Source organism: Pseudomonas putida, from assembly GCF_003228315.1.
In the GTDB taxonomy this organism is placed as follows: domain Bacteria; phylum Pseudomonadota; class Gammaproteobacteria; order Pseudomonadales; family Pseudomonadaceae; genus Aquipseudomonas; species Aquipseudomonas putida_S.
In genome coordinates this window covers 2,961,454-2,984,218 of record NZ_CP029693.1, presented here as the reverse complement: position 1 = coordinate 2,984,218, position 22,765 = coordinate 2,961,454, and the positions used below count along the sequence as shown (strand labels likewise).

The 22,765-nt window shown below is 60.1% G+C and carries 19 protein-coding genes, 1 tRNA gene and 2 pseudogenes; 10 read left to right on the top strand and 12 right to left on the bottom strand.

Going from position 1 to position 22,765, the window contains the following annotated elements; all coding sequences use genetic code 11:
* The first annotated feature begins 18 nt into the window (after positions 1-18).
* From tolR to nadA, 9 genes are all read left to right on the top strand, one after another.
* Positions 19-471 (top strand): protein TolR, encoded by a 453-nt coding sequence (tolR, locus tag DKY63_RS13845; RefSeq protein ID WP_162634961.1) that lies wholly within the window; start codon positions 19-21, stop codon positions 469-471.
* Complete coding sequence (tolA, locus tag DKY63_RS13840) at positions 471-1,550, top strand: cell envelope integrity protein TolA (protein WP_110964613.1); 1,080 nt, start codon at positions 471-473, stop codon at positions 1,548-1,550. Before tolR ends, tolA begins: the two co-directional genes overlap by 1 nt.
* Before the next feature lie 17 nt (positions 1,551-1,567).
* Positions 1,568-2,848 carry a Tol-Pal system beta propeller repeat protein TolB gene (gene tolB, locus DKY63_RS13835; RefSeq protein WP_204354351.1) on the top strand — a complete coding sequence of 427 codons (1,281 nt, stop codon included), beginning with the start codon at positions 1,568-1,570 and terminating at the stop codon, positions 2,846-2,848.
* 52 nt (positions 2,849-2,900) lie between these two features.
* Positions 2,901-3,398, top strand: coding sequence for a peptidoglycan-associated lipoprotein Pal (pal, locus tag DKY63_RS13830; RefSeq protein ID WP_003178634.1), 498 nt, complete (start codon positions 2,901-2,903; stop codon positions 3,396-3,398).
* Positions 3,399-3,404: 6 nt separating this feature from the next.
* The gene (gene ybgF, locus DKY63_RS13825; RefSeq protein WP_110964611.1) at positions 3,405-4,244 is read left to right on the top strand and encodes a tol-pal system protein YbgF; all 840 of its coding nucleotides are present in this window, start codon (positions 3,405-3,407) and stop codon (positions 4,242-4,244) included.
* 166 nt (positions 4,245-4,410) lie between these two features.
* Positions 4,411-5,058: a 7-carboxy-7-deazaguanine synthase QueE gene (queE, locus tag DKY63_RS13820; protein ID WP_110964610.1), complete on the top strand. Its 648-nt coding sequence runs from the start codon at positions 4,411-4,413 to the stop codon at positions 5,056-5,058.
* A gap of 1 nt (position 5,059) precedes the next feature.
* Entirely contained in the window at positions 5,060-5,752 is a 693-nt protein-coding gene (gene queC, locus DKY63_RS13815; protein ID WP_110964609.1) for a 7-cyano-7-deazaguanine synthase QueC, read from the top strand.
* Positions 5,753-5,815: 63 nt separating this feature from the next.
* Positions 5,816-5,891 (top strand) — tRNA-Lys (locus tag DKY63_RS13810).
* Positions 5,892-6,163: 272 nt separating this feature from the next.
* Complete coding sequence (gene nadA, locus DKY63_RS13805; protein WP_110964608.1) at positions 6,164-7,222, top strand: quinolinate synthase NadA; 1,059 nt, start codon at positions 6,164-6,166, stop codon at positions 7,220-7,222.
* A gap of 136 nt (positions 7,223-7,358) precedes the next feature.
* Here nadA and DKY63_RS13800 read toward each other — a convergent pair whose 3' ends face one another.
* The 7 genes from DKY63_RS13800 to DKY63_RS13765 all read right to left on the bottom strand — a co-directional run bounded on the left by DKY63_RS13800 (position 7,359) and on the right by DKY63_RS13765 (position 16,497).
* Positions 7,359-7,847 carry an RDD family protein gene (locus tag DKY63_RS13800; protein WP_110964607.1) on the bottom strand — a complete coding sequence of 163 codons (489 nt, stop codon included), beginning with the start codon at positions 7,845-7,847 and terminating at the stop codon, positions 7,359-7,361.
* Positions 7,848-7,941: 94 nt separating this feature from the next.
* Positions 7,942-8,154, bottom strand: coding sequence for a cold-shock protein (locus DKY63_RS13795; protein ID WP_007977299.1), 213 nt, complete (start codon positions 8,152-8,154; stop codon positions 7,942-7,944).
* Positions 8,155-8,555: 401 nt separating this feature from the next.
* Entirely contained in the window at positions 8,556-9,680 is a 1,125-nt protein-coding gene (gene gcvT, locus DKY63_RS13790; protein ID WP_110964606.1) for a glycine cleavage system aminomethyltransferase GcvT, read from the bottom strand.
* A 40-nt stretch (positions 9,681-9,720) separates the two neighbouring features.
* Positions 9,721-11,097 (bottom strand): L-serine ammonia-lyase, encoded by a 1,377-nt coding sequence (locus tag DKY63_RS13785; RefSeq protein ID WP_110964605.1) that lies wholly within the window; start codon positions 11,095-11,097, stop codon positions 9,721-9,723.
* Between the two features lie 201 nt (positions 11,098-11,298).
* Positions 11,299-14,151 carry an aminomethyl-transferring glycine dehydrogenase gene (gcvP, locus tag DKY63_RS13780; protein ID WP_110964604.1) on the bottom strand — a complete coding sequence of 951 codons (2,853 nt, stop codon included), beginning with the start codon at positions 14,149-14,151 and terminating at the stop codon, positions 11,299-11,301.
* An 11-nt stretch (positions 14,152-14,162) separates the two neighbouring features.
* The gene (gcvH, locus tag DKY63_RS13775; RefSeq protein WP_110964603.1) at positions 14,163-14,546 is read right to left on the bottom strand and encodes a glycine cleavage system protein GcvH; all 384 of its coding nucleotides are present in this window, start codon (positions 14,544-14,546) and stop codon (positions 14,163-14,165) included.
* A gap of 442 nt (positions 14,547-14,988) precedes the next feature.
* Positions 14,989-16,497 carry a sigma-54-dependent transcriptional regulator gene (locus DKY63_RS13765; RefSeq protein ID WP_110964601.1) on the bottom strand — a complete coding sequence of 503 codons (1,509 nt, stop codon included), beginning with the start codon at positions 16,495-16,497 and terminating at the stop codon, positions 14,989-14,991.
* A gap of 226 nt (positions 16,498-16,723) precedes the next feature.
* Here DKY63_RS13765 and DKY63_RS13760 point away from each other — a divergent pair, with 226 nt between their 5' ends.
* Positions 16,724-17,587 (top strand): DNA-3-methyladenine glycosylase family protein, encoded by an 864-nt coding sequence (locus DKY63_RS13760; protein WP_110964600.1) that lies wholly within the window; start codon positions 16,724-16,726, stop codon positions 17,585-17,587.
* A 112-nt stretch (positions 17,588-17,699) separates the two neighbouring features.
* On the opposite strand, the gene DKY63_RS13755 is transcribed toward DKY63_RS13760, so the two are convergent.
* From DKY63_RS13755 to DKY63_RS13735, 5 genes and pseudogenes are all read right to left on the bottom strand, one after another.
* Positions 17,700-19,049 carry a CoA transferase gene (locus DKY63_RS13755; protein ID WP_110964599.1) on the bottom strand — a complete coding sequence of 450 codons (1,350 nt, stop codon included), beginning with the start codon at positions 19,047-19,049 and terminating at the stop codon, positions 17,700-17,702.
* A gap of 162 nt (positions 19,050-19,211) precedes the next feature.
* A pseudogene (locus DKY63_RS33085) lies at positions 19,212-19,736 on the bottom strand (methyl-accepting chemotaxis protein); the annotation flags it as partial.
* Positions 19,737-20,117: 381 nt separating this feature from the next.
* A pseudogene (locus DKY63_RS33080) lies at positions 20,118-21,077 on the bottom strand (PDC sensor domain-containing protein); the annotation flags it as partial.
* Between the two features lie 473 nt (positions 21,078-21,550).
* Positions 21,551-21,940 (bottom strand): YbaN family protein, encoded by a 390-nt coding sequence (locus tag DKY63_RS13745; RefSeq protein ID WP_110964597.1) that lies wholly within the window; start codon positions 21,938-21,940, stop codon positions 21,551-21,553.
* 136 nt (positions 21,941-22,076) lie between these two features.
* Positions 22,077-22,679, bottom strand: a complete 603-nt coding sequence (locus tag DKY63_RS13735) for a biliverdin-producing heme oxygenase (protein WP_110964595.1) — start codon at positions 22,677-22,679, stop codon at positions 22,077-22,079.
* Positions 22,680-22,765: the final 86 nt, after the last annotated feature.

Genomic DNA, 22,765 nt, shown 5'->3' with positions numbered 1-22,765 from the left:
TAATTTCCAATGGCTTTAATCGCTCGAGCCCGACACAAGCGCAAGCCGGTCGCCGAGATGAACGTAGTGCCTTACATCGACGTGATGTTGGTACTGCTGGTCATCTTCATGGTGACCGCGCCGATGCTCAATCAGGGCGTGAAAGTTGATCTGCCCAAGGTTTCCAGCGAAGCCTTGCCCCAGGACAACAACACCCAGGTCCTGACCATTTCGATCAAGGCTGACAAGACCTACTACTGGAATCTTGGCAGTGAAGTCGACACCGAAAAGCAGCAGGATCGCGCCATGACCCTGCCGCAGATGACTGACGCGGTGACCAAGATCATTCGCGTCGGCAATGAAAGCGGCAAGCGTACCCAGGTCTTCATTCGCGGCGACAAAAGCGTCGACTATGGTGCCGTCATGGGCGCCATGGGCGGGTTGCAGAAAGCCGGGGTCGGTAATGTTGGCTTGATTACCGAGGCGCCCTGATGCAGCAACAGCGAGAGCCGTCCGCCTCGGAAAGCTACTTCTGGCCTAGTGTCTGGGCGATTGGCTTGCACGTGCTGGTGTTCGGCATGCTGTTCGTCAGTTTCGCCTTCACACCGGAACTGCCGCCGGCCAAGCCTATTGTCCAGGCGACCTTGTACCAGCTGAAATCGAAAAGTCAGGCAACCACCCAGACCAATCAGAAGATTGCGGGTGAGGCGAAGAAATCCGCCGCGCGCCAGACCGAAGAGGAGCAGTTGGAACAGAAGAAGGTCGAGCAGGAAGCGGTGAAGGCTGCGGAACAAAAGAAAGAAGAAGCGGCTCAAAAGGCCGAGGAAGCCAAGAAGGCCGACGAGGCGAAGAAAGCGGACGAGGCGAAGAAGGCTGACGAAGCCAAGAAAGCCGACGACGCGAAGAAAGCCGCCGAAGCCAAGAAGGCAGAAGAGAAACAATTGGCTGATATAGCCAAGAAGAAAGCTGAAGAAGAAGCCAAGAAGGCGGCTGAAGAAGAGGCCAAGAAAGCGGCTGCTGAAGAAGCGAAGAAAAAGATCGTCGAAGACGCGAAGAAGAAAGCCGCGGAAGACGCCAAGAAGAAAGCTGAAGCTGAAGAGGCGAAGAAGAAAGTCGCCGAGGAAGCGAAGAAGAAAGCTGCTGCCGATGCTGCGAAGAAAAAATCGCAGGACGCGGCGAAAAAATCCGCCGAAGACAAAAAGGCCCAGGCCCTGGCAGATTTGCTTTCCGACACGCCACAGCGTCAGCAGGCCTTGGCCGATGAGCAGGGTGACGAAGTCGCCGGCAGTTTCGATGACCTGATTCGAATTCGCGCAGCGGAAGGCTGGGCTCGTCCACCTTCGGCCCGCAAAGGCATGACGGTTCAGTTGCAAATCGGCATGTTGCCGGACGGTACGGTGACTTCGGTCAAGGTGCTCAAGTCCAGTGGCGACGGTCCGTTTGACGCTTCAGCCGTAGCGGCAGTGAAGAATATTGGACGTTTGACAGAAATGCAGGGAATGAAGCCGAGCGATTTTGCTCCGTATCGTTCATTCAAGATGACATTCACACCTGAGGATCTAGCCCCGTGAGAAACCTCCTTCGAGGAATGCTCGTCGTGATCTGCTGCATGGCAGGGATCGCGATGGCAGATGAGAAAAACATTCTGGTCACCAGCGGCAGTGACCGTGCTACCCCGATCGCGGTTGTACCGTTCGGCTTCCAGGGCGGTAGCGTGCTGCCGGACGACATGGCTGAAATCATCGGTAACGACCTGCGCAACTCGGGTTACTACTCGCCGATTCCGAAGCAGAACATGATCAGCCAGCCAAGCCAGGCCAGCGAAATCATCTTCCGTGACTTCAAGGCGCTGGGTGCCCAGTACGTCATGGTTGGCAGCATCGTCCCAGCGGGCGGTCGCCTGCAGGTTCAATACGCACTGTTCAACGTCGCGACCGAGCAGCAAGTGCTGACCGGTAGCGTGTCGGGTGGTGTTGATCAGTTGCGTGACATGGCGCACTACATCTCCGACCAGTCGTTTGAAAAACTCACCGGTATCAAAGGTGCGTTTTCCACTCGCCTGCTGTACGTGACTGCCGAGCGTTTCTCCGAGAAGAACACGCGCTACACCCTGCAACGCTCGGACTATGACGGTGCTCGCGCCGTGACCCTGCTGCAATCGCGCGAGCCAATCCTGTCGCCGCGTTTCGCACCGGACGGCAAGCGTATTGCTTACGTGTCGTTCGAGCAGAAACGTCCTCGGGTGTTCATGCAGAACATCGACACCGGTCGCCGTGAGCAGATCACCAACTTCGAAGGCCTGAACGGCGCGCCAGCCTGGTCGCCGGATGGCAATCGCCTGGCATTCGTGCTGTCCAAAGACGGTAACCCGGACATCTACGTGATGAACCTGGGCTCGCGTCAGATCAGCCGCGTTACCAATGGTCCTGGCATCAACACCGAACCGTTTTGGGGCAAGGATGGTTCGACCATCTACTTCACCTCCGACCGTGGCGGCAAACCGCAGATCTATAAAACAAGCGTCGGTGGCGGTGGTGCGGAGCGTGTAACTTTCGTCGGTAACTACAACGCCAACCCTAAACTGTCGGCGGACGAAAAGACCCTGGTCATGATTCACCGCCAGGACGGATTCACCAATTTCAAAGTGGCGGCTCAGGATTTGCAGCGCGGTAGCGTAAAAATCCTCACTGATAGCACTCTGGACGAGTCGCCCACTGTCGCGCCCAACGGCACCATGGTAATCTACGCCACCCGCCAGCAGGGCCGGGGAGTCTTGATGCTCGTGTCCATCAATGGACGCGTAAGGCTCCCGCTTCCTACCGCACAAGGCGAAGTCAGAGAACCTTCCTGGTCCCCTTACCTGAACTGACGCGGCGCTTTACGTTTTACTTAACACACTGGGGTTCATTAGGAGTTTCACGATGGAAATGCTGAAGTTTGGTAAATTTGCTGCGCTGGCTCTGGCCATGGCTGTAGCTGTAGGTTGCTCGTCCAAAGGCGGCGACAATGCCGGTGAAGGCGCGGTAGATCCAAACGCTGGTTACGGCGCAAACACTGGTGCAGTTGACGGCTCCCTGAGCGAAGAAGCTGCTCTGCGCGCTATCACCACTTTCTACTTCGAATACGACAGCTCGGACCTGAAGCCAGAAGCCATGCGCGCTCTGGACGTTCACGCCAAAGACCTGAAAGCAAACGGCGCTCGCGTTGTTCTGGAAGGCAACACCGACGAACGTGGTACTCGTGAGTACAACATGGCACTGGGCGAGCGTCGTGCGAAAGCCGTTCAACGCTACCTGGTACTGCAAGGCGTTTCCCCAGCTCAGCTGGAACTGGTTTCCTACGGCGAAGAGCGTCCAGTTGCTACCGGCAACGACGAGCAGTCCTGGGCTCAAAACCGTCGCGTCGAACTGCGTAAGTAATTCGTCATGCGAACGTGCCGTCGTGCTGTAACTGTTCTGGCTCTCAGCCTTGCGTCGCTTTCGGCGTGGGCTGCGGTTCCTGTGGTCGATAATGACTCCGGCAATGGCGGGAGCAGTTATCCGCCTGCGGGTTACGGTACGAACGGCGCCTATGCCGGGGGAGGGGTTTCGGCCCCTGTCTCGGCACAGGGCCAGCTGTTCAACCAGCTTCAGCAAATGCAGGAACAGATCGAGCGCCAGCAAGGCGTGATCGAGGTTCTGCAAAATGATGTAGCGCGCATGAAGCAGGAAAACCTGGAGCGATACCAGGATCTTGATCGGCGCATAGGATCCGGCGTTGCACCAGCCGCGACTCCAGAGAATTCTTCTACCGGTGGCGATTTGAACGCCCCCGGTGCTGCAGCAGGTGCAGGCGCAGCCGCGGGGGCGGCAGCGGCTCAGGCACCTTCAGCGAGCAGCGAACCGGCAGACCCGGCGAAGGAAAAGCTTTACTACGATGCAGCCTTCGACCTGATCAAGGCCAAGGATTTCGACAAGGCCAGCCAGGCTTTTGCCGCTTTCCTGCGCAAGTACCCAAACAGTCAGTACGCGGGCAATGCGCAGTACTGGCTGGGCGAAGTGAACCTGGCCAAAGGTGATTTGCAGGGTGCAGGTCAAGCATTTGCCAAGGTTTCGCAGCTTTATCCGAAGCATGCCAAAGTGCCTGATTCGCTGTACAAGCTTGCTGATGTAGAGCGTCGCCTCGGTCATACCGATCGTGTCAAAGGCATTTTGCAGCAGGTGGTTTCCCAGTATCCGGGGACTTCCGCCGCTCAGCTGGCGCAGCGCGATCTGCAGAAAATGTAAGCCTGCCTGACCCGTTCCAAAGAAACCCGCGCTTGTCGCGGGTTTTTTCGTTAGAATTCACCCCCTTTTTCTGAAACACGCTTTTTGGGATCTACGCATTGCCGGGGTTCCTTGAAGTGCCTGACGGAGGCGGACAGCCTGTTTAGCTGTTACGCCCGTGGCGACTATGCAAGACACATTGAGAATCACCGAAGTTTTCTACTCGTTGCAGGGTGAAACTCGGACGGCCGGCTTGCCCACTGTTTTTGTGCGCCTGACCGGTTGCCCGTTACGTTGCCAATACTGCGACAGCGCCTACGCCTTCACGGGCGGCACCCTCCGCACGCTCGACGATATCCTCGAGCAGGTGGCTGGTTTTCGTCCGCGCTATGTTTGTGTCACGGGCGGCGAACCCCTGGCGCAGCCCAATGCCATTCCATTGCTCAAGCGCTTGTGCGATGCCGGTTACGAAGTGTCGCTGGAAACCAGTGGCTCCATTGATATCTCGGCGGTAGATTCCCGGGTCAGTCGCGTTGTCGACCTGAAAACTCCGGGTTCGAAGGAAGCGCACCGCAATCGCTACGAAAACATTGAGCTGCTCACGCCGAACGATCAGGTGAAGTTTGTCATCTGCTCGCGGGAAGACTATGAGTGGTCTGTTTCCAAGCTGATTCAATATGGCCTGGACCAGCGCGCTGGCGAAGTGCTGTTCTCGCCAAGCCATCACGACCTCAATGCTCGGGATCTGGCCGATTGGGTGGTCGCGGATAACCTGCCTGTGCGTCTGCAACTGCAGCTGCATAAATATCTTTGGAACGATGAGCCGGGGCGCTGAAATGACGGAACTACTGAACACTACGGAAAAACGTGCGGTCATCCTGCTGTCCGGTGGCCTGGATTCGGCCACTGTCGTGGCCATGGCTCGCGCTGAAGGCTACAGCTGCTACACCATGAGCTTCGATTATGGTCAGCGGTCACATGCCGAACTGTATGCCGCCGAACGTGTTGCCCGGGACCTGGGTGTAATCGAGCACAAGGTGATCGGTCTCAACCTGAATGGCATGGGCGGCTCGGCACTGACTGACAGCAGCATCGATGTACCGGAAACACCGGGAGAAGGTATTCCCGTCACTTACGTCCCGGCACGCAACACGGTGTTCCTATCGCTGGCTTTGGGCTGGGCGGAAGTGTTGGGCGCGCGAGACATCTTCATTGGTGTCAATGCAGTGGACTACTCCGGTTACCCGGATTGCCGTCCCGAGTTCATCGAGTCTTTCGAACGCATGGCGAATCTGGCGACCAAGGCCGGCGTGGAAGGCAATGGCTTCCGAATCCAGGCACCGCTGCAAAACCTCAGCAAGGCGCAGATCGTACAGGCGGGCGTGAAGCTTGGCGTGAACTATGGCCTGACCGTTTCCTGCTATCAGGCCGATGACGAAGGCCGTGCATGCGGTAAATGCGACAGCTGCCGTTTGCGTGCGGAAGGCTTTGCGGCGGCGGGAATCAGCGACCCAACACCTTATTTTTGAATTATTTTAAAAAAGGTGTTGAATAGTCCTTAAAAATCAGTATTATACGCGCCACCACACAGCGGGTCGTTAGCTCAGTTGGTAGAGCAGTTGGCTTTTAACCAATTGGTCGTAGGTTCGAATCCCACACGACCCACCATTTTCAAGCTGTTTTAAAAGTCTGGAAGGCCCACGAAAGTGAGGATTTCCGGATTTTTTTTTGCCCGCGATTTAAGTCAGCCCGGTTCCTGGGCAGCACCGCATGGCGCAGGTCAGAATCATCTTTTGCATCCTCGGGATATTCTGTAGCCTTGCGCAGCTTCAACGCTGTCCGTGCCTGATGAATACTCACTTTCCCGGCGGTACCCAGACGGGTCCGGAGCCGGGTGTATACTCGACTTTCGCGCGAATGCGCCTGCAGGTCTTGCGAACATGACGCAGATTTCCGAACGCCTTCTGGTTCAAGCCCACCTCGACGCCAAGCAGCCAAAGCCGCTGACGGCCGACGAGGAGGCCCATTACCGTGCCGCCATCGCTGCCGAGCTCAAGGCTCAGGATGCGGTGTTGGTTGCCCACTTCTATTGCGATCCAATCATTCAGGCCCTGGCCGAAGAAACCGGTGGCTGCGTCTCCGATTCTCTGGAGATGGCCCGTTTCGGCAATGCCCATCCGGCCAAGACTGTGGTGGTTGCCGGGGTCAAGTTCATGGGGGAGACGGCCAAGATCCTCAACCCCGAAAAACGCATTCTGATGCCGACGCTCGAGGCGACGTGCTCGCTGGACCTGGGTTGCCCGGTCGACGAGTTTTCCGCGTTCTGCGATCAGCATCCCGAGCGCACGGTGGTGGTTTATGCCAACACCTCGGCGGCGGTCAAGGCCCGGGCCGACTGGGTGGTGACATCAAGCTGCGCACTGGAAATCGTCGAAAGCCTGATGGATAACGGCGAAACCATCATCTGGGGCCCTGACAAGCACTTGGGCACCTACATTCAGCGCCAGACCGGTGCCGACATGTTGCTGTGGGACGGTGCTTGCATCGTTCACGAAGAGTTCAAGTCCAAGCAGCTCGAGGACATGAAGGCGCTGTATCCCGATGCGGCGATCCTTGTGCATCCGGAGTCGCCGACCTCGGTGATCGAGCTGGCGGACGCCGTGGGTTCAACCAGTCAGTTGATCGCGGCAGCACAGACGTTGCCGAACAAGACCCTGATCGTTGCGACCGACCGTGGCATCTTCTACAAGATGCAGCAGCTGTGCCCGGACAAGGTGTTTATCGAGGCGCCTACCGCTGGTAACGGCGCAGCATGCCGCAGTTGCGCGCATTGCCCGTGGATGGCGATGAACACCCTTGAGCGCACGCTCAAGAGCTTGAAGGAGGGGGCGAACGAGATTTTTGTCGATCCGGCGCTGATTCCTCAGGCCATTCGCCCGCTGAAGCGGATGCTTGATTTCACTCAGGCGGCGCGGATGAAGCTGGCCGGGAACGCTTAATACCGTTCAGTCGCTACGCAAAAAAACTGTGGGAGCGAGCCTGCTTGCGAAGAGGGAGTGTCAGCCAACAATAATGTTGCTGATACACCGCTTTCGCGAGCAGGCTCGCTCCCACATTGATTTGTGCCCAACGCAATTACTTGGTTTTTTTCGGTACCCGCACCAGCTGGGTATTGGAATACATGTCGTGCCAGCTGCGTTTCTGCTTGTCGAATAGCGACCAGATGAACCCCAGTCCAACGCACAGCCAGGACGCGATCGATACCACAAAGCGCAACAACGCCTGCCACAAGCTGATGGAGGAGCCGTCGGCGTTCTGTACGCGAATGCACCAGACTTGCATGCCCAGGGTCTGACCGGAATGCGTCCAGAACTTGGCAAAGAAGCCAAACAGGACAAACAGCAACACTGTCGAAAGCAGCGGGTCGCCATCCAGCGCGCCGGCTTCCGTGAGCGCCCGCATTTTTTCCTCGCCGATGATTGCCATCTGGATCATTTTGTAGACGCCGCTGGTGACGATCAGCAGGGCGGTGCACAGCAGGAAGTCATAGAACATGGCGGCCAGGCGACGACCCAGGCCAACGGCGGGAAATTCGCCCTGGGGATTAAGCAGGTGTTTCGACATGTTGGCTCTCGGCGAAAAAGGAAGCCATTTTACGGATTTACGCGCACAAAAAAGCCCCTGATGTCAGCATCAGGGGCTTTTTCGTTACAGAAGATTAGGCTTCTGCTTGTACTTCGTCAGCCTGCATGCCTTTCTGGCCTTGCACGGCGATGAAAGTCACTTTCTGGCCTTCTTTCAGGCTCTTGAAGCCGTTGCCCTGAATAGCGCGGAAATGCACGAACAGATCCGGACCGCTTTCTGGAGTGATAAAACCAAAACCTTTCTCGTCGTTAAACCACTTGACGGTACCGCTCTGACGTTGGGACATTTCTTATTTCCTTTGACGCTAAAATTAATGACAGTCTCTATCTTGTGACAGAGTACTGGGGCTGGTTGCAGGAGAGTAAGAAGACGTCGAACGGGATGTAGCTAACTTGAGGCTACTGCCCAGGTCACGATTCCAAGCGACCCATGCAAACACAGTGAACAAACTCTACGCCAACTATGGGAGAAAAAACAAGCCCCTGCGAAGCCCCGGATTTCCTCGGCTTGCTGGCAGTTTGTACAAAAACACCGGTTCTTATTCTTTGTGCTTGTTCAATTGTTTTCGATCGTTATAAGCAAAGTTCATAATCGAAGCCGACGTAAAACTGATGCACTATTTTATGGCGATTGCGTTACACATTAGTGCACGCATAACGCAATCGCGTTACTTATAGAAACAGTCAATCAGCCACGATAGTAGCGTTGTGGAACAAATGGCATTTTGCTTACAAGCAAAGGAACCTTTTTCCCACGAACAATTGCCCATACCGGTGTATCGATAGCGATATAAGCGTTATCGAGATAACCCATCGCCAAAGGACCTCCCAGCGTCGGCCCGAAACCGCCGCTGCAGACGCTGCCGATGATCTCGCCCGCTTCATTGACGATCTCTGCGCCTTCGCGCACCGGGGTACGTTCCTGTGGCAGCAGGCCGACACGCTTGCGGCGGACCCCGCCCTGTTGTTGAGCGAATACGTTTTCAGCACCCGGGAAACCACCGGCCCGCGCGCCATCGGCACGACGTGGCTTGGAGATGGCCCACAACAGGCTGGCTTCGATCGGGCTGGTTTCGGTGTTCATATCGTGGCCATACAGACACAGGCCGGCTTCCAGGCGCAGGGAATCGCGTGCACCCAGGCCAATGGCCTCGACTTCCGGTTCAGCCAGCAGCGCGCGAGCCAGGGCTTCGGCGTTGGCAGCCGGTACGGAAATTTCGAAACCATCCTCGCCTGTGTATCCCGAACGGCTGACAAAACAGTCCACGCCCAGCAATTTCACGCGGGCAAATTGCATGAAGGTCATCTTCGCCACTTCCGGTGCCAATCGCGCCAGTACAGTGACCGCCGCCGGACCTTGCAGCGCCAGCAGTGCGCGCTCTTCGAACAATGGCTCGATCGTGCACTGCTCGCCGATGTGCTTGCGCAGGTGCGCCAGGTCCTGATCCTTGCAGGCGGCGTTGACCACCAGGAACAACTCGTCGTTGCCCAGGTTGGCGACCATCAGGTCGTCGAGGATGCCACCGGTTTCGTTGGTGAACATCGCGTAGCGCTGCATGCCCACCGGCAAATCGATGATGTCCACTGGCACCAGGGTTTCCAGAGCCTTGGCGGCATTGGCGCCGGTCAGGCGGATCTGGCCCATGTGCGAAACATCGAACAAACCGGCCTGGTCGCGGGTGTGCTGGTGTTCTTTCATCACGCCCAGCGGATATTGCACGGGCATGTCGTAGCCGGCGAAGGGCACCATGCGCGCGCCCAGTTCGATGTGCAGGGCGTGCAATGGAGTTTTCAACAGTTGTTCGGTGGACATATTCAGCTCCTGAAAAAGTGCTTATGCAGGTGAGCGCACATCAGCACTCGATAATGTTGACCGCCAAACCGCCACGGGCGGTTTCCTTGTATTTGCTTTTCATGTCGGCGCCGGTCTGGCGCATGGTGCGGATGACCTTGTCTAGGGAGACGAAGTGATGTCCGTCACCGCGCATGGCCATGCGCACCGCATTGATGGCCTTGACCGAGCCCATGGCGTTGCGCTCGATGCAAGGGACCTGTACCAGCCCGCCAATCGGGTCGCAGGTCAGGCCCAGGTTGTGTTCCATGCCGATTTCCGCAGCGTTTTCCACTTGCTGCACGGTGCCGCCAAGCACCTCGCACAGCGCACCGGCCGCCATCGAGCAGGCGACCCCGACCTCGCCCTGACAACCGACCTCGGCGCCGGAGATCGAGGCGTTTTCCTTGTACAGAATGCCGATGGCCGCAGCGGTGAGCAGAAAGCGCACCACCCCGTCCTCGTTCGCCGTGGGAATAAAGCGCATGTAGTAATGCAGCACCGCCGGAATGATCCCGGCCGCGCCATTGGTCGGTGCGGTGACGACGCGCCCGCCATTGGCGTTTTCTTCGTTCACCGCCAGGGCGTACAGGTTGACCCAGTCGAGCACCGACAACGGGTCGCGCAGGGACGATTCAGGGTTCTTGCACAATTGCTGGTACAGCGCGGTCGCCCGGCGCTTGACCTTCAAGCCACCGGGCAGGATGCCTTCATTACGGCAACCGGCAGCAACGCAATCCTGCATGACCTGCCAGATCCTCAGCAGACCGGCGCGGGTTTCCGCTTCCGGGCGCCAGGCGCTTTCGTTGGTCAGCATCACCTGGCTGATGGACAGACCGTAGGTGGCACAGTGACCGAGCAGTTCCTTGGCGTTTTTAAAGGGAAAGGTCAGCGGGGTGGCGTCTTCGACGATGCGATCGGCGCCGGCGGCGTCTTCATCGACGACAAAACCGCCGCCGACCGAGTAGTACTCACGACTGCGGATTTGCAGGCCCGCAGCGTCGAAGGCGCGAAAAATCATGCCGTTGGGGTGATAGGCCAACGGTTTGCGAATCATCGCCAGGTGTTCTTTCTCGTTGAACGCAATGCTGTGTTCGCCGAGCAGGTTCAAGCGTCCGCTGCCACGGATTTCCTGCAGGCGGGCGGCGACGGTTTCGGTGTCCACGGTATCCGGGTGTTCGCCTTCCAGGCCGAGCAACACGGCCTTGTCGCTGCCGTGACCCTTGCCGGTCGCACCGAGCGAGCCGTAGAGCTCGACCTTGACGCTGGTGGTTGCCGTCAGCAGTCCTTCACGACGCAAGCCCTCGACGAAACGCGCGGCTGCGCGCATCGGGCCGACGGTGTGGGAACTGGAGGGGCCGATGCCAATCTTGAACAGGTCGAACACGCTAAGCGACATGGTTGTTCTCCGGTTTCTTGTTATAGGAATTGGCGCAATGTAGAGCCGGGTGCAATCTCCTGTAGGAGCGAGCCTGCTCGCGATAGCGGTCTATCAGTCGACACAAATGGGAAATGTCAGTCCGTCATCGCGAGCAGGCTCGCTCCTACAAGGGAATGCGGTGTTCTTGAAAGGGGCGAGCGAACCCGCCCCCGCATTGGTTTAAGCGTAGCTTTCGATCGACGGGCAAGCGCAAACCAGGTTGCGGTCGCCAAACACGTTGTCGACGCGACCGACCGGCGGCCAGTACTTGGCTTCGATCAGCGAAGCAACCGGATACACCGCCTGCTCGCGGCTGTACGGGTGCGACCACTCGCCGACCAGTTCCGCCGCGGTGTGCGGGGCGTTCTTCAGCGGGTTGTCGTCCTTGTCCAGGGTGCCGTTTTCCACCGCGCGGATTTCTTCGCGGATGCGGATCATGGCGTCGCAGAAGCGGTCCAGTTCTTCCCTGGATTCGCTTTCGGTCGGCTCGATCATCAAGGTGCCGGCCACCGGGAACGACATGGTCGGGGCGTGGAAACCGAAGTCGATCAGGCGCTTGGCCACGTCATCGACGCTGATGCCGCTGCTGTCCTTGAGCGGACGCAGGTCGAGAATGCACTCGTGCGCCACCAGGCCGTTGCTGCCGGTGTACAGCACTGGATAGTGCTCTTCCAGGCGACGGGAAATGTAGTTGGCGTTGAGGATCGCCAGCTGCGAGGCGCGTTTCAGACCGGCGCCACCCATCATGCGAATGTACATCCAGGTGATCGGCAGAATGCTCGCGCTGCCGAACGGCGCGGCGCAGACCGCGCCTTTCTTGTTCTCCATGTGCGCGTGGCCCGGCAGGAACGGCGCCAGGTGCGATTTCACGCCGATCGGACCAACGCCCGGGCCGCCACCGCCATGAGGAATGCAGAAGGTCTTGTGCAGGTTCAGGTGCGAAACATCGCCGCCGAACTTGCCCGGTGCGCACAGGCCGACCATGGCATTCATGTTGGCGCCGTCGATGTACACCTGGCCGCCGTTGTCGTGAATGATGCCGCAGATTTCGCGGATGCCTTCTTCGAACACACCGTGGGTAGACGGGTAGGTAATCATCAGCGCGGCGAGGTGTTCGCGGTGCTCGATGGCCTTGGCGCGCAGGTCTTCGATGTCGACGTTGCCGCGGGCATCGCAGGCGGTGACGACCACGCGCATGCCGGCCATCTGTGCGGTGGCCGGGTTGGTGCCGTGGGCTGACGACGGGATCAGGCAGATGTCGCGACGGTCTTCGCCACGGCTCTGGTGGTAGGCGCGGATCGCCAGCAGGCCGGCGTATTCACCTTGCGAACCGGCGTTCGGTTGCAGCGAGATCGAGTCGTAACCGGTGGCGGCGCAGAGCATCGCTTCCAGTTCATCGGTCAGTTGCTGGTAGCCGGCGCTTTGCTCGGCCGGGGCGAACGGGTGCAGGGCGCCGAACTCGGCCCAGGTTACCGGGATCATTTCGCTGGCGGCGTTGAGTTTCATGGTGCACGAGCCCAGCGGGATCATGGTGCGGTCCAGTGCCAGGTCCTTGTCCGCCAGCTTGCGCAGGTAGCGCATCAGCTCGGTTTCCGAGTGGTAGCGGTTGAACACCGGGTGGCTGAGGATTGGCGACTGGCGTACCAGCGCGGCCGGGATCGTGGCTTGCACGGAGGCGGCGAGGGCGGCGAAGTCCGGCAGCGCCTTGCCGTCGGCCAGCAGGGACCACAGGGTTTCGACGTCGTCCTGGGTGCTGGTTTCGTCGAGGGACAGGCCCAGACGTTCGGCGTCCACCACGCGCAGGTTGATCTTCTGTGCATGGGCCTTGTCGTGCAGGGCGGCGGTGTTCGCACCGGTTTTCACGGTCAGGGTGTCGAAGAAGCTGGCCTGTTCAACCTGCAGACCGAGGCTGCTCAGGCCCTTGGCCAGAATCGCCGTCAGGTGATGCACACGGTTTGCGATCTGCGTCAGGCCTTTCGGGCCGTGGTACACCGCGTACATGCTGGCGATGTTGGCCAGCAGCACTTGCGCGGTGCAGATGTTCGAAGTGGCCTTCTCGCGACGGATGTGCTGCTCGCGGGTCTGCATCGCCAGGCGCAGGGCCGGCTTGCCGAAACGATCTACGGACACGCCGACCAGACGGCCCGGCATGTCGCGCTTGAACGCATCCTTGGTGGAGAAGTAAGCGGCGTGCGGGCCACCGAAGCCCAGCGGCACGCCGAAACGCTGCGCGCTGCCGATGGCCACGTCGGCGCCGAATTCGCCCGGCGCGGTCAGCAGGGTCAGGGCCAGCAGGTCGGCGGCCACGGCCACCAGGGCGTTGGCGGCGTGGAAGCGTTCGGTCAGCTCGCGGTAATCGAAGACATCACCGTTGCTCGCCGGGTATTGCAGCAGGGCGCCGAAGAACGCGCTGACGTCAGTCAGCTCACGCTCGTCGCCCACCACCACTTCGATGCCCAGCGGCTCGGCACGGGTGCGCAGCACGTCGAGGGTCTGCGGGTGGCAATGCACGGAAGCGAAGAACAGGTGGCTGCCCTTGTTCTTGCTCAGGCGCTTGCAGAAGGTCATGGCTTCGGCGGCGGCGGTGGCTTCGTCGAGCAACGAGGCGTTGGCGATCGGCAGGCCGGTGAGGTCGCTGATCAGGGTCTGGAAGTTCAGCAGCGCTTCGAGGCGGCCCTGGGAGATTTCCGGCTGGTACGGGGTGTAGGCGGTGTACCAGGCCGGGTTTTCCAGCAGGTTGCGCAGGATCGGCGACGGTGTATGGGTACCGTAGTAGCCCTGGCCGATGTAGGTCTTGAACAGCTGGTTCTTGCCGGCGATGGACTTGATCAACGCCAGGGCGTCGGCTTCGCTCAGGCCGTCTTCCAGGCCGAGCACGCTGGTGCCCTTGATGGAGTCAGGAATCACGCTGGCGCTCAAGGCTTCCAGGGAATCGAAGCCGAGGCTGTTGAGCATGGCTTGCTCGTCACCGGCGCGCGGGCCGATGTGACGGGCGATGAATTCGTTGGCGGTGGTCAGGCTTGGTTGAGTCATGTTCGTAGTCCTCAGGCTTCGGCTTGGGCTTTGATCAGACGGTCGTACGCGTCCTGATCCAGCAGTTTGGCGACAGCATCGGCGTCGGTTGGCTGGAAGCGGAAGAACCAGCCTTCGCCCAGCGGATCTTCGTTGACCAGTTCCGGAGCGTTGTCCAGCGCCGGGTTCACTTCCAGCACTTCACCGTCCAGCGGCATGTACACGCCGCTGGCGGCTTTTACCGATTCCACGGTGGCGGCTTCAGCGCCTTTGTCGTAGGACTGCAGCTCAGGCAGTTGTACGAAAACCACGTCGCCCAAGGCGTTCTGGGCGAAAGCGGTGATGCCGACGGTGACAGTGCCGTCAGCTTCGGTACGCAGCCATTCGTGATCTTCAGTAAAACGCAACTCGCTCATGGAAACTCCTAAGGGGCCAGACTCGTCTGGTGGACGCGATTGAATGCTCGGGCTATTGCCCTGATTTATGAGCAGATACATAGCAAGAACGCGGCCAATGTTATTTTATTGTTATAAATCAATGATTTATGTTGTTTTCAGGGTGCGAGGAAATGAGGCGCTGTAGCGAAATCGCTACAGGCTCAAGCGAGGAGAAAAGCCGAAGTGGATCAAAGCCTTGCACAGCCATGATTACAGAGGGGTGTAGCGATATCGTTCCGCTGTAGCGCTTTCAGTACAGGTGGAGGTCGTTTTTGGAGCGATTTGAAGATCAACACCAAACCTGTGGGAGCGAGCCTGCTCGCGAAGAGGGAGTGTCAGTCGACATCAATGCAGGCTGGCATACCGTATTCGCGAGCAGGCTCGCTCCCACAATGGTCCGGTGTCGCAGATCAGACAGGACCTAAGCCTTGTTGGGAATCCCGTACTTGCGCAACCGATGGGCAATGGCCGTATGGGAGGTTTGCAGGCGGTTGGCAAGTTGCCGGGTCGAGGGGTAGCTGACGTAAAGCTTTTCCAGCAGGGTCTTCTCGAACTCATCCATCGCCTGTTCCAGGCTGTCGACCTCGTGGTCGCTCTGGCGGGCCACCGAAGTGCCGGCGATGTCGAGGTCGCCGATGTCCACCAGGCTGCTTTCGCAAATGGCCGCGGCGCGGAAAATCACGTTTTGCAGTTGACGCACGTTGCCCGGCCAGCGGTTGCCCAGCAGGGCCGGATACGTGCCCGGCGCCAGACGACAGACCGGGCGCTGGATCTGCGCGCAGGCCTGCTGCATGAAGTAGCGGGCCAGCAGCAGAATGTCCTGACCGCGCTCTCGCAGTGGCGGGACTTCGACGTTGAGCACATTGAGGCGATAGAACAGGTCTTCGCGAAACAGACCTTCGCTGACCATTTTTTCCAGGTCGCGGTGGGTCGCGCTGAGGATGCGCACGTTGACCTTCACTTCGCGATCGCCGCCGACCCGGCGAAAACTGCCGTCGTTGAGAAAACGCAGCAACTTGGCCTGCAAGTACGGCGACATCTCGCCAATCTCGTCGAGAAACACCGTGCCCTGGTTGGCCAGTTCCATCAGGCCGGGCTTGCCACCGCGCTGCGCACCGGTGAAGGCGCCGGGGGCATAGCCGAACAGTTCGCTTTCGGCGAGGTTCTCCGGCAATGCCGCACAGTTCAATGCGAGAAACGGCGAGTTGTGCCGGGCACTGATGGCGTGGCAAGCCCGCGCCACCAGTTCCTTGCCGGTGCCGGTTTCCCCCTGGATCAACAGCGGCGCATCAAGGGCCGCAACCCGTTGCGCGCGAACCTTGAGCGTGCGAATCACCGGCGAGTCGCCCAGCAGTGCATCGAAACCTTCCGCATGGTCGTGGTGCAGCGCCGACAGGCGTTCGCCGATGCGGTTCGGTTGATACAGGGTCAGCAGGGCACCGGCGTCGGTGATGGGCGTGGCGTCCAGCAGCAGTGTCTGGCCGTTGACGGTGATTTCCCGTAGCGGCAAGCGAAATCCGTGCTCCAGCAAGGCATCGAGCAAGGCCGGATCGGCGAACAGATCGGCAATGCTTTCACCGGCTGGTTCGCGACCGTACAGGGCAATCAGCGCGGGGTTGGCCAGCAGCACCTTGCCGGCGCTGTCCAAAGCCAGCACAGGATCGGTCATGGCCGCGAGCAAGGCGTCTAGCTGCAAGTGCCGACGCTGGCCTGGCAGGATGTCGACCACCGTCATCGCCTGCACGCCGCGCACGCTGAGCAAGGCATCGCGCAGCTCTTCGAGCACGTCCGGGCTCAGGGTCGGGGCGTCGATGTAGACGTTGGGCGGCACCATTTCCACCGCATCCAGATTGAGATTGCGTCCACCGAGTAAAGCCAGGACTTCCTGGGTAATACCGACGCGGTCGATGAAGCTGACGTGGATACGCATGGGGCGGTTCGGGTTCTGCAGTGCGGAGGGTGGCAAGTATGCCTTGGGGCGGGCGATTGGTGAAATCCGGCGCACTTGGAGCAACGAAGTTTTCACTGTGGGAGCGAGCCTGCTCGCGAAGAGGGTGTGTCAGTGGACAGCAGTGTTGGCCGACACTCCGCTTTCGCGAGCAGGCTCGCTCCCACAAAAGGATAATCTGGTCGCACTGATCAATTTGAGGGGCACCATGAAGCTGTCGCTGAAATTTCAACCACCCTTTGACTGGCCCGCCATGCTCGGTTTCCTGTCGGCGCGGGCGATTGCCGGCATGGAAGAGGTGGTGGACGGTGCTTACTCGCGCAGCATCGGTTTGAACGGTGTCCACGGAACCCTGTCGATCAGGCCTGAGGCGGTGGATTCGCTGGAGCTGTCGCTGGATTTTCCCGACCCGACGGCCGTGCCCGAGATCGTCGCGCGAGTAAGGCGAATGTTCGATCTGGATGCCGACCTGGGCACCATCCATCGACAGTTGGCGAATGATCCGCTGCTGGCGCGCTTGATCGCCGAGCGTCCGGGGCTGCGGGTTCCTGGGGCATGGGACGGGCTGGAACTGGCGATTCGTGCGGTGCTGGGGCAGCAGATCACGGTGGTGGCGGCGATCAAGCTGGCCGGGAAACTGGTGGCCCGCTACGGCACGCCGCTGGCCTTGCCACGTGGTGGCCTGACGCACGTGTTTCCCGAGGCCGAGGTACTGGCGGCGGCGGACCTGGCGACATTGGGCATGCCGAAAAGCCGTGGCCGAACCTTGTCCGGCGTGGCCCAGGCGCTGCTGGATGATCCGTTGCTGTTCGAGCCGGGCCGTGGAGGAGGCGTGGCGCGGTTGCTGGCGTTGTACGGCATTGGCGACTGGACCGCGCAGTACGTTGCCCTGCGGCAGTTGCGCGAGCTGGATGGGTTTCCGAACGGGGATGTGGGGTTGATCAATGCGTTGGCGGCGCTTGAGGGCGAGGCGGTGACGGCGCGTCAGTTGTTGGCGCGGGCTGAAGCGTGGCGGCCGTATCGGGGGTATGCGGCGCAGTTGCTCTGGACGTCGTTGAGTCGTAGCGACTGAGCAGATCCTGAGTCTTCGCTGGCCGTTCGGGCGCCATCGCGAGCAGGCTCGCTCCTACAGGTTCGAGGTTGCCCCTGTGGGAGCGAGCCTGCTCGCGATGGCGATCTGTCAGTCACCACCACTGCGGGCGGTGTGAACCCAATTCAGAGGCGGCGATGGTCCATTGCAACGGCGTGCCAGTAATCTTCAACGGCACATGCAGTCGGTGCGCAGGTCCCCACGGCGTCTGTTCCACCAGCATCCCCTGATCCGCTTCATCCTCCGCCCGCAACGGATCGTCGATGCCGGCTCCATGCTCGATCAACAACTTCGCCGTACGCGCCAACGACAGTCGCGCCGATCCACCTCGTCCGTTGTTCAAGCGATCTGCCAATAGCTTGATCGCACTGGCCGCCATCAAGTACCCGGTGGCTTGATCGAGCGCCTGCACCGGCAAGGGCGTCGGTTTGTCTGCCTGTTTCCACTGCATGCCGGCTTCGGCAATGCCACTGCTCATCTGCACCAGGCTGTCGAAGCCACGGCGGTTCTGCCACGGGCCGCTCCAGCCATAGGCGTTGAGGCTGACGTCGATCAGGCCGGGGGCGAGTTTTTGCCGTTCGGTGATGCCGTATCCCAAGCGCTCCAACGCATCGGCGCGATAGCCGTGGAGCACGATGTCGGCGTCCTTGAGCAGGCTTTCGAAGAGGTTGCGATCGGCGCTGTCATGCAGGTCCAGGCGCGCACAACGTTTGCCCAGGGTCATTTCCGGTATCACCCCGGGTTCATTCCAGCTCGGGGGATCGATGCGCAAGACGTCGGCACCGAGCCCCGCCAGAAAACGGCTGGCGACGGGACCTGCAAGCACGCGAGTCAGGTCGAGCACTTTGATTCCAGCCAGCGGTTGCGCTACCGAGCCTTGCCACGGTTTGGCGTTGGCGCTGCCGTGATGATCGAACTGAACCAGTGGTTCACCGTTCACGGCCTGGCCTTGCGGATGTACCTGCCACTGCGCCCAGCTGCGCATCTCGGCGGCGCAGCCACCGGCATCGACTACCGCCTGCTCCAGATCGCCCGTGCTCCATTGCGCCACCTTGCTCGCCATTGCGACACGGTCGGCACAGGCGCCCAGCACGGACTCGGCGGCGGCGCGGTGATGAGGGGCGTTGGTGTGCAGGCGGATCCAGCCATCCTTCGCGGCATAGTCACCGGCGACCGGGTCCCACAACGGCGGAACGCTCCAGCCCAGCGGGCGGATCGAGCTGGAGAACCAGAACGAGGCCAGGCGCCGGTCGACTTCCAGGCCCGGCAAACGTCCGGTCTGCTGATGAAGAAGTTCGCTGATGGCCTGGCCGGCGGCGGCGATGCTGGCGCAAGCCAGGTCGGTAACGGCGAACGCCGAGGGCAGGGCGCCGCTGGAGGTGAACGGGATTGGCGTGTGCGGCAAGCCGAGTGCGGCTTGAATGGACGTGAGCAGATCAGTCATCGAAGGCCCTCCGGAACGAGAGGGCGAGGATAGATCAAAAAAAGGCGGGACCGGATGAAATCCCCCTGTAGGAGCGAGCCTGCTCGCGATTGCGGTGTGCCATTCAACATCGCCATTGAGTGTTAAACCGCTATCGCGAGCAGGCTCGCTCCTACAGAAAAGCTACACCCGGAACTGATCCATCAATTTCATCTGGTGAGTCGTGAGGTTGTTGAGCTGGCTGCTGATCTGTGCAGATTCGGTAGCCTGCCCGGTCAAGGTTTCGGTAACGGTGCGAATCGCCGACACATTGCGGTTGACCTCTTCGGCCACGGCGCTTTGTTGCTCGGCGGCGCTGGCGATTTGCAGGTTCATGTCGCTGATGACCGTCACCGCGTCGCTGATTTTGCTCAAGGCCTGGACCGCCTGCTGGATCTGCCCGGCGTTGCTGTGGGCCTGGGTCTGGCTCGAATGCATGGTGGCGACCACACCGCGTGTGCCGCTCTGGATGCGCTCGATCACCAGGCGAATTTCCTCCACCGAGTCCTGGGTGCGTTTGGCCAGGTTGCGCACTTCATCGGCGACCACCGCAAAACCGCGACCGCTTTCACCGGCACGGGCCGCTTCGATTGCCGCGTTGAGCGCCAGCAGGTTGGTCTGCTCGGCGATGCTGCGGATCACTTCCAGTACCGAACCGATCTGTTCACTGTTCACCGCCAGTGCTTCGACTTCAGTCACGGCCTTGCTGACTTCATCGGCCAATTCATTGATATCGCGGGTGCTGCGCTCAATGATCTGCATGCCATCGCGGGCCGACTGGTCGGCACCCTTGGCGGCATTGGCGGCGTTCGATGCACTGTTGGCGACATCGTGGGCGGTGGCGCTCATTTCGTTGGACGCGGTGGCCACCTGGTCGATTTCACGGAACTGCAGCTGCATGCCTTCGCTGGTCTGGCGGGCGATTTCCGAAGACTGGTCGGCGGTGCCACGGGCGTCGGTGATGCTTTGCTTGATCTGCGCGATGGTCGGTTGCAGCTTGTCGAGGAAGCGGTTGAACCAACTGACCAGCTCGCCCAATTCATCTTTCTTGCTGTAGCGCAGACGCTGGGTCAAATCGCCGTCGCCGCTGGCAATGGCCTTGAGCATCTCGGCCACGCTGTTGATCGGACGGGTAACGCCGGAGGCGGTGAGCCAGATCAGCAGCAGGCCGATCAGGCCGGCGATGATTGCAACAGCTATCGTCTGGATTGTGCCGGTTTGCCGGGCCTCTTCGAGTTGCCCTTGCAGTTTTACCGCGTCGGCCAGCAACGCCTGTTTTGGCAGGCCGATGACCACCGCCCAAGGCTTGGCGTCGCTGATCGGGCTGACCGGGTTCACCGAGCGAATCAGGTCGTCCTGTTCGAGAATCTTCGACTCACCAGCGCCGAGCAATTGCAGGATGTCTTTGCCTTGCGCACCGAGGGTGTCGCCGATGTTCTTGCCCACTTTCGTCGCATCGGCGCTGTAAGCCGCCAACACGCCCGTGCCGGAGACGATCAGCATATGTCCGGCACCGTCGAACAGTTCCCGCTGGGAGACGACCGCTGCCGCTTGCAGGGAGTCGAGGGCGATGTCGATACCCACCACACCGATGGACTTGCCATCGACCAGCAGTGGCACGGAAATGGTGGTCATCAGCACTTCCTTGCCGCCGACGGTATCGGCATACGGGTCAAGCAGGCAGGTGCGCTTGCTGTCCCGGGGGCAGGTGTACCAGACGTTGTAGGGCGTACCACTGAGGTTCAGGGTGGTCTTGGTCATGTCCTCTTCGACCATGATCGTATTCAGCGCTTCGCCCCCGGCACGGCTCCAATAGGTGGCGAAACGACCGATCTCGTTGGACTGGCGGGCGGCGTCGCCTACGAACTCACTGTCCTTGCCGTCCAGGCCGTTGGGCTCGAATGCCAGCCAGATGCCCAGCACCTTGCCGTTGCGTTCGAAGGCGGTTTTCAGGCTCTGATTCAATTCTTCACGCAGCGCGCCCGGCTCAAGCGAACGCTTGGCCGCCATCGTGCGCATGTCCTTGATCTGATCCGCCAGGGCGGTGACCACTGTCTGGGCTTCGCCGAAAGTCTTCTGCACCCGTACCGCTTGTTCGTCAGCCTCGGCCTGCAGCTGTCTCTGCACATTGACGGTGAGCATTCTGCTGCTGGAATCGCTGACCAGTTCATCATTCTGATGGGTCTGGTAGAGGTTCATGCCGACGATCAGCGCAACGACGCCAAGCAGGCACAAGCCGGAGAGCAGGACAGTTTTCAGGCGGATGGACAGTGAGTCGAACATAGGGCGAACTCGCGAATGGATGAATGTTTGGCTGTGAGCCATTGCGGCTCGACGCGCCAAATCCATTCAGCGCCATTCATTTCCCATCGGCGCAGCGGTGAGGTGCATGAATGGCAATCCGACGAACGGTAGTGGTTGACCGTTTGCGCGGAAAAATGTGCCGAAAAACGGCAGAAAAACAGGGAAAATCTCGGAAAAAATCAGGCGGTTTTTGGCAGTGTTTCCGGTCGCGACCAGATCCACAGATTGCCCAGGGTCATGCCGGCAATCGCCAGATAGACCGGCCAGCCGTGATCGAGCATCACCAGCATCAAGGTTGCACATGACAACATGCTGACAGTGGCACTGACCTTGGCCCGGCGCGCGATGACCTTGCCGTTGCGCCAGTTGCTCAGGATCGGCCCGAACAGCCGATGGTTTTCCAGCCAGGCACTGAGGCGCGGCGAGCTGCGGGTGGCGGCCCAGGCGGCGAGCAGAATGAACTCGGTGGTCGGCAGGCCGGGGATGACGATGGCGATCAGGCCGATGCCGAGGCTGACATAGGCCAGCAGGCCGAAGAGCAGGCGGGTGAGTCTGGAGGTGGCGGGCATGGGCTCAGGCTTGATCGAGATTCACCTGTAGGAGCGAGCATGCTCGCGATGGAGTTCCACACACCGCGGGGCATCAGGCAGCCAGCGTTATCGTTGGCAACCATCGCGAGCATGCTCGCTCCTACAGGGAGGTGGGTTAGGCGAGTTCCGGGGTGTAAGCCTGTTCCAGCAACACCGTGAAGCGGTTGAACGCATCAATGGCGCCTTTATCCAGCAGCGCTTCTTCCTCTGCACTGAACTCCAGCTCATCAAGGATTTTGACGAAATTCTTCCAGCCTTGCGCGCGGCCGCCGGCCGGTTCGCCAAGGTGGCGGGCACCGAAGGTTTCGCTCAAGCCCAGGCCCACTGCACGCTTGATCAAAAACGCCGCGCCGAGCTTCGAACCTTCCGAGACGAACAGCCAGCCCAGCGCCTCGGCCTTGCTTGGGTTGTTGACGGCACCTGCCACCGGAGCCGGCACTTCGGTATCCAAATCCGCCAGGTCGGCCTTGGCCGCTTCGGCGCGGCAGCGCTCGGGCAGGTCAGAAACGATGGCAGTCAGTTCGGCATCGTTGTACAGCGCCACCAGTTCCGACTGGAACAGGTACTGCGCCACCACGAAGCGGGCGAAGCTGGCCTGGGTTTCGAACGGGGCGTGGGCTTTGACCAGGGCGTCGAGTTTGCTGTGGGGTTCGTGGGTGATCTGGTTCAGGCGTTGCGAGCGCAAGGCCGGACGTGCAGCGGTGTCCTGGGTGGTCATGGGGAATCCTTGAGAAAGAGAAGTGCCTGGTAACGAGACGAATGAGCAGGTGCCGGACAGTAAAAAATCCTCGTTGCACGGCTGCA

Excerpts from the sequence above, each read along its gene's own strand:
- tolA (WP_110964613.1), top strand. The coding sequence starts at position 471 with ATGCAGCAACAGCGAGAGCCGTCCGCCTCGGAAAGCTACTTCTGGCCT.
- tolB (WP_204354351.1), top strand. The coding sequence starts at position 1,568 with ATGCTCGTCGTGATCTGCTGCATGGCAGGGATCGCGATGGCAGATGAG.
- pal (WP_003178634.1), top strand. The coding sequence starts at position 2,901 with ATGGAAATGCTGAAGTTTGGTAAATTTGCTGCGCTGGCTCTGGCCATG.
- ybgF (WP_110964611.1), top strand. The coding sequence starts at position 3,405 with ATGCGAACGTGCCGTCGTGCTGTAACTGTTCTGGCTCTCAGCCTTGCG.
- queE (WP_110964610.1), top strand. The coding sequence starts at position 4,411 with ATGCAAGACACATTGAGAATCACCGAAGTTTTCTACTCGTTGCAGGGT.
- queC (WP_110964609.1), top strand. The coding sequence starts at position 5,060 with ATGACGGAACTACTGAACACTACGGAAAAACGTGCGGTCATCCTGCTG.
- nadA (WP_110964608.1), top strand. The coding sequence starts at position 6,164 with ATGACGCAGATTTCCGAACGCCTTCTGGTTCAAGCCCACCTCGACGCC.
- DKY63_RS13800 (WP_110964607.1), bottom strand. The coding sequence starts at position 7,847 with ATGTCGAAACACCTGCTTAATCCCCAGGGCGAATTTCCCGCCGTTGGC.
- DKY63_RS13795 (WP_007977299.1), bottom strand. The coding sequence starts at position 8,154 with ATGTCCCAACGTCAGAGCGGTACCGTCAAGTGGTTTAACGACGAGAAA.
- gcvT (WP_110964606.1), bottom strand. The coding sequence starts at position 9,680 with ATGTCCACCGAACAACTGTTGAAAACTCCATTGCACGCCCTGCACATC.
- DKY63_RS13785 (WP_110964605.1), bottom strand. The coding sequence starts at position 11,097 with ATGTCGCTTAGCGTGTTCGACCTGTTCAAGATTGGCATCGGCCCCTCC.
- gcvP (WP_110964604.1), bottom strand. The coding sequence starts at position 14,151 with ATGACTCAACCAAGCCTGACCACCGCCAACGAATTCATCGCCCGTCAC.
- gcvH (WP_110964603.1), bottom strand. The coding sequence starts at position 14,546 with ATGAGCGAGTTGCGTTTTACTGAAGATCACGAATGGCTGCGTACCGAA.
- DKY63_RS13765 (WP_110964601.1), bottom strand. The coding sequence starts at position 16,497 with ATGCGTATCCACGTCAGCTTCATCGACCGCGTCGGTATTACCCAGGAA.
- DKY63_RS13760 (WP_110964600.1), top strand. The coding sequence starts at position 16,724 with ATGAAGCTGTCGCTGAAATTTCAACCACCCTTTGACTGGCCCGCCATG.
- DKY63_RS13755 (WP_110964599.1), bottom strand. The coding sequence starts at position 19,049 with ATGACTGATCTGCTCACGTCCATTCAAGCCGCACTCGGCTTGCCGCAC.
- DKY63_RS13745 (WP_110964597.1), bottom strand. The coding sequence starts at position 21,940 with ATGCCCGCCACCTCCAGACTCACCCGCCTGCTCTTCGGCCTGCTGGCC.
- DKY63_RS13735 (WP_110964595.1), bottom strand. The coding sequence starts at position 22,679 with ATGACCACCCAGGACACCGCTGCACGTCCGGCCTTGCGCTCGCAACGC.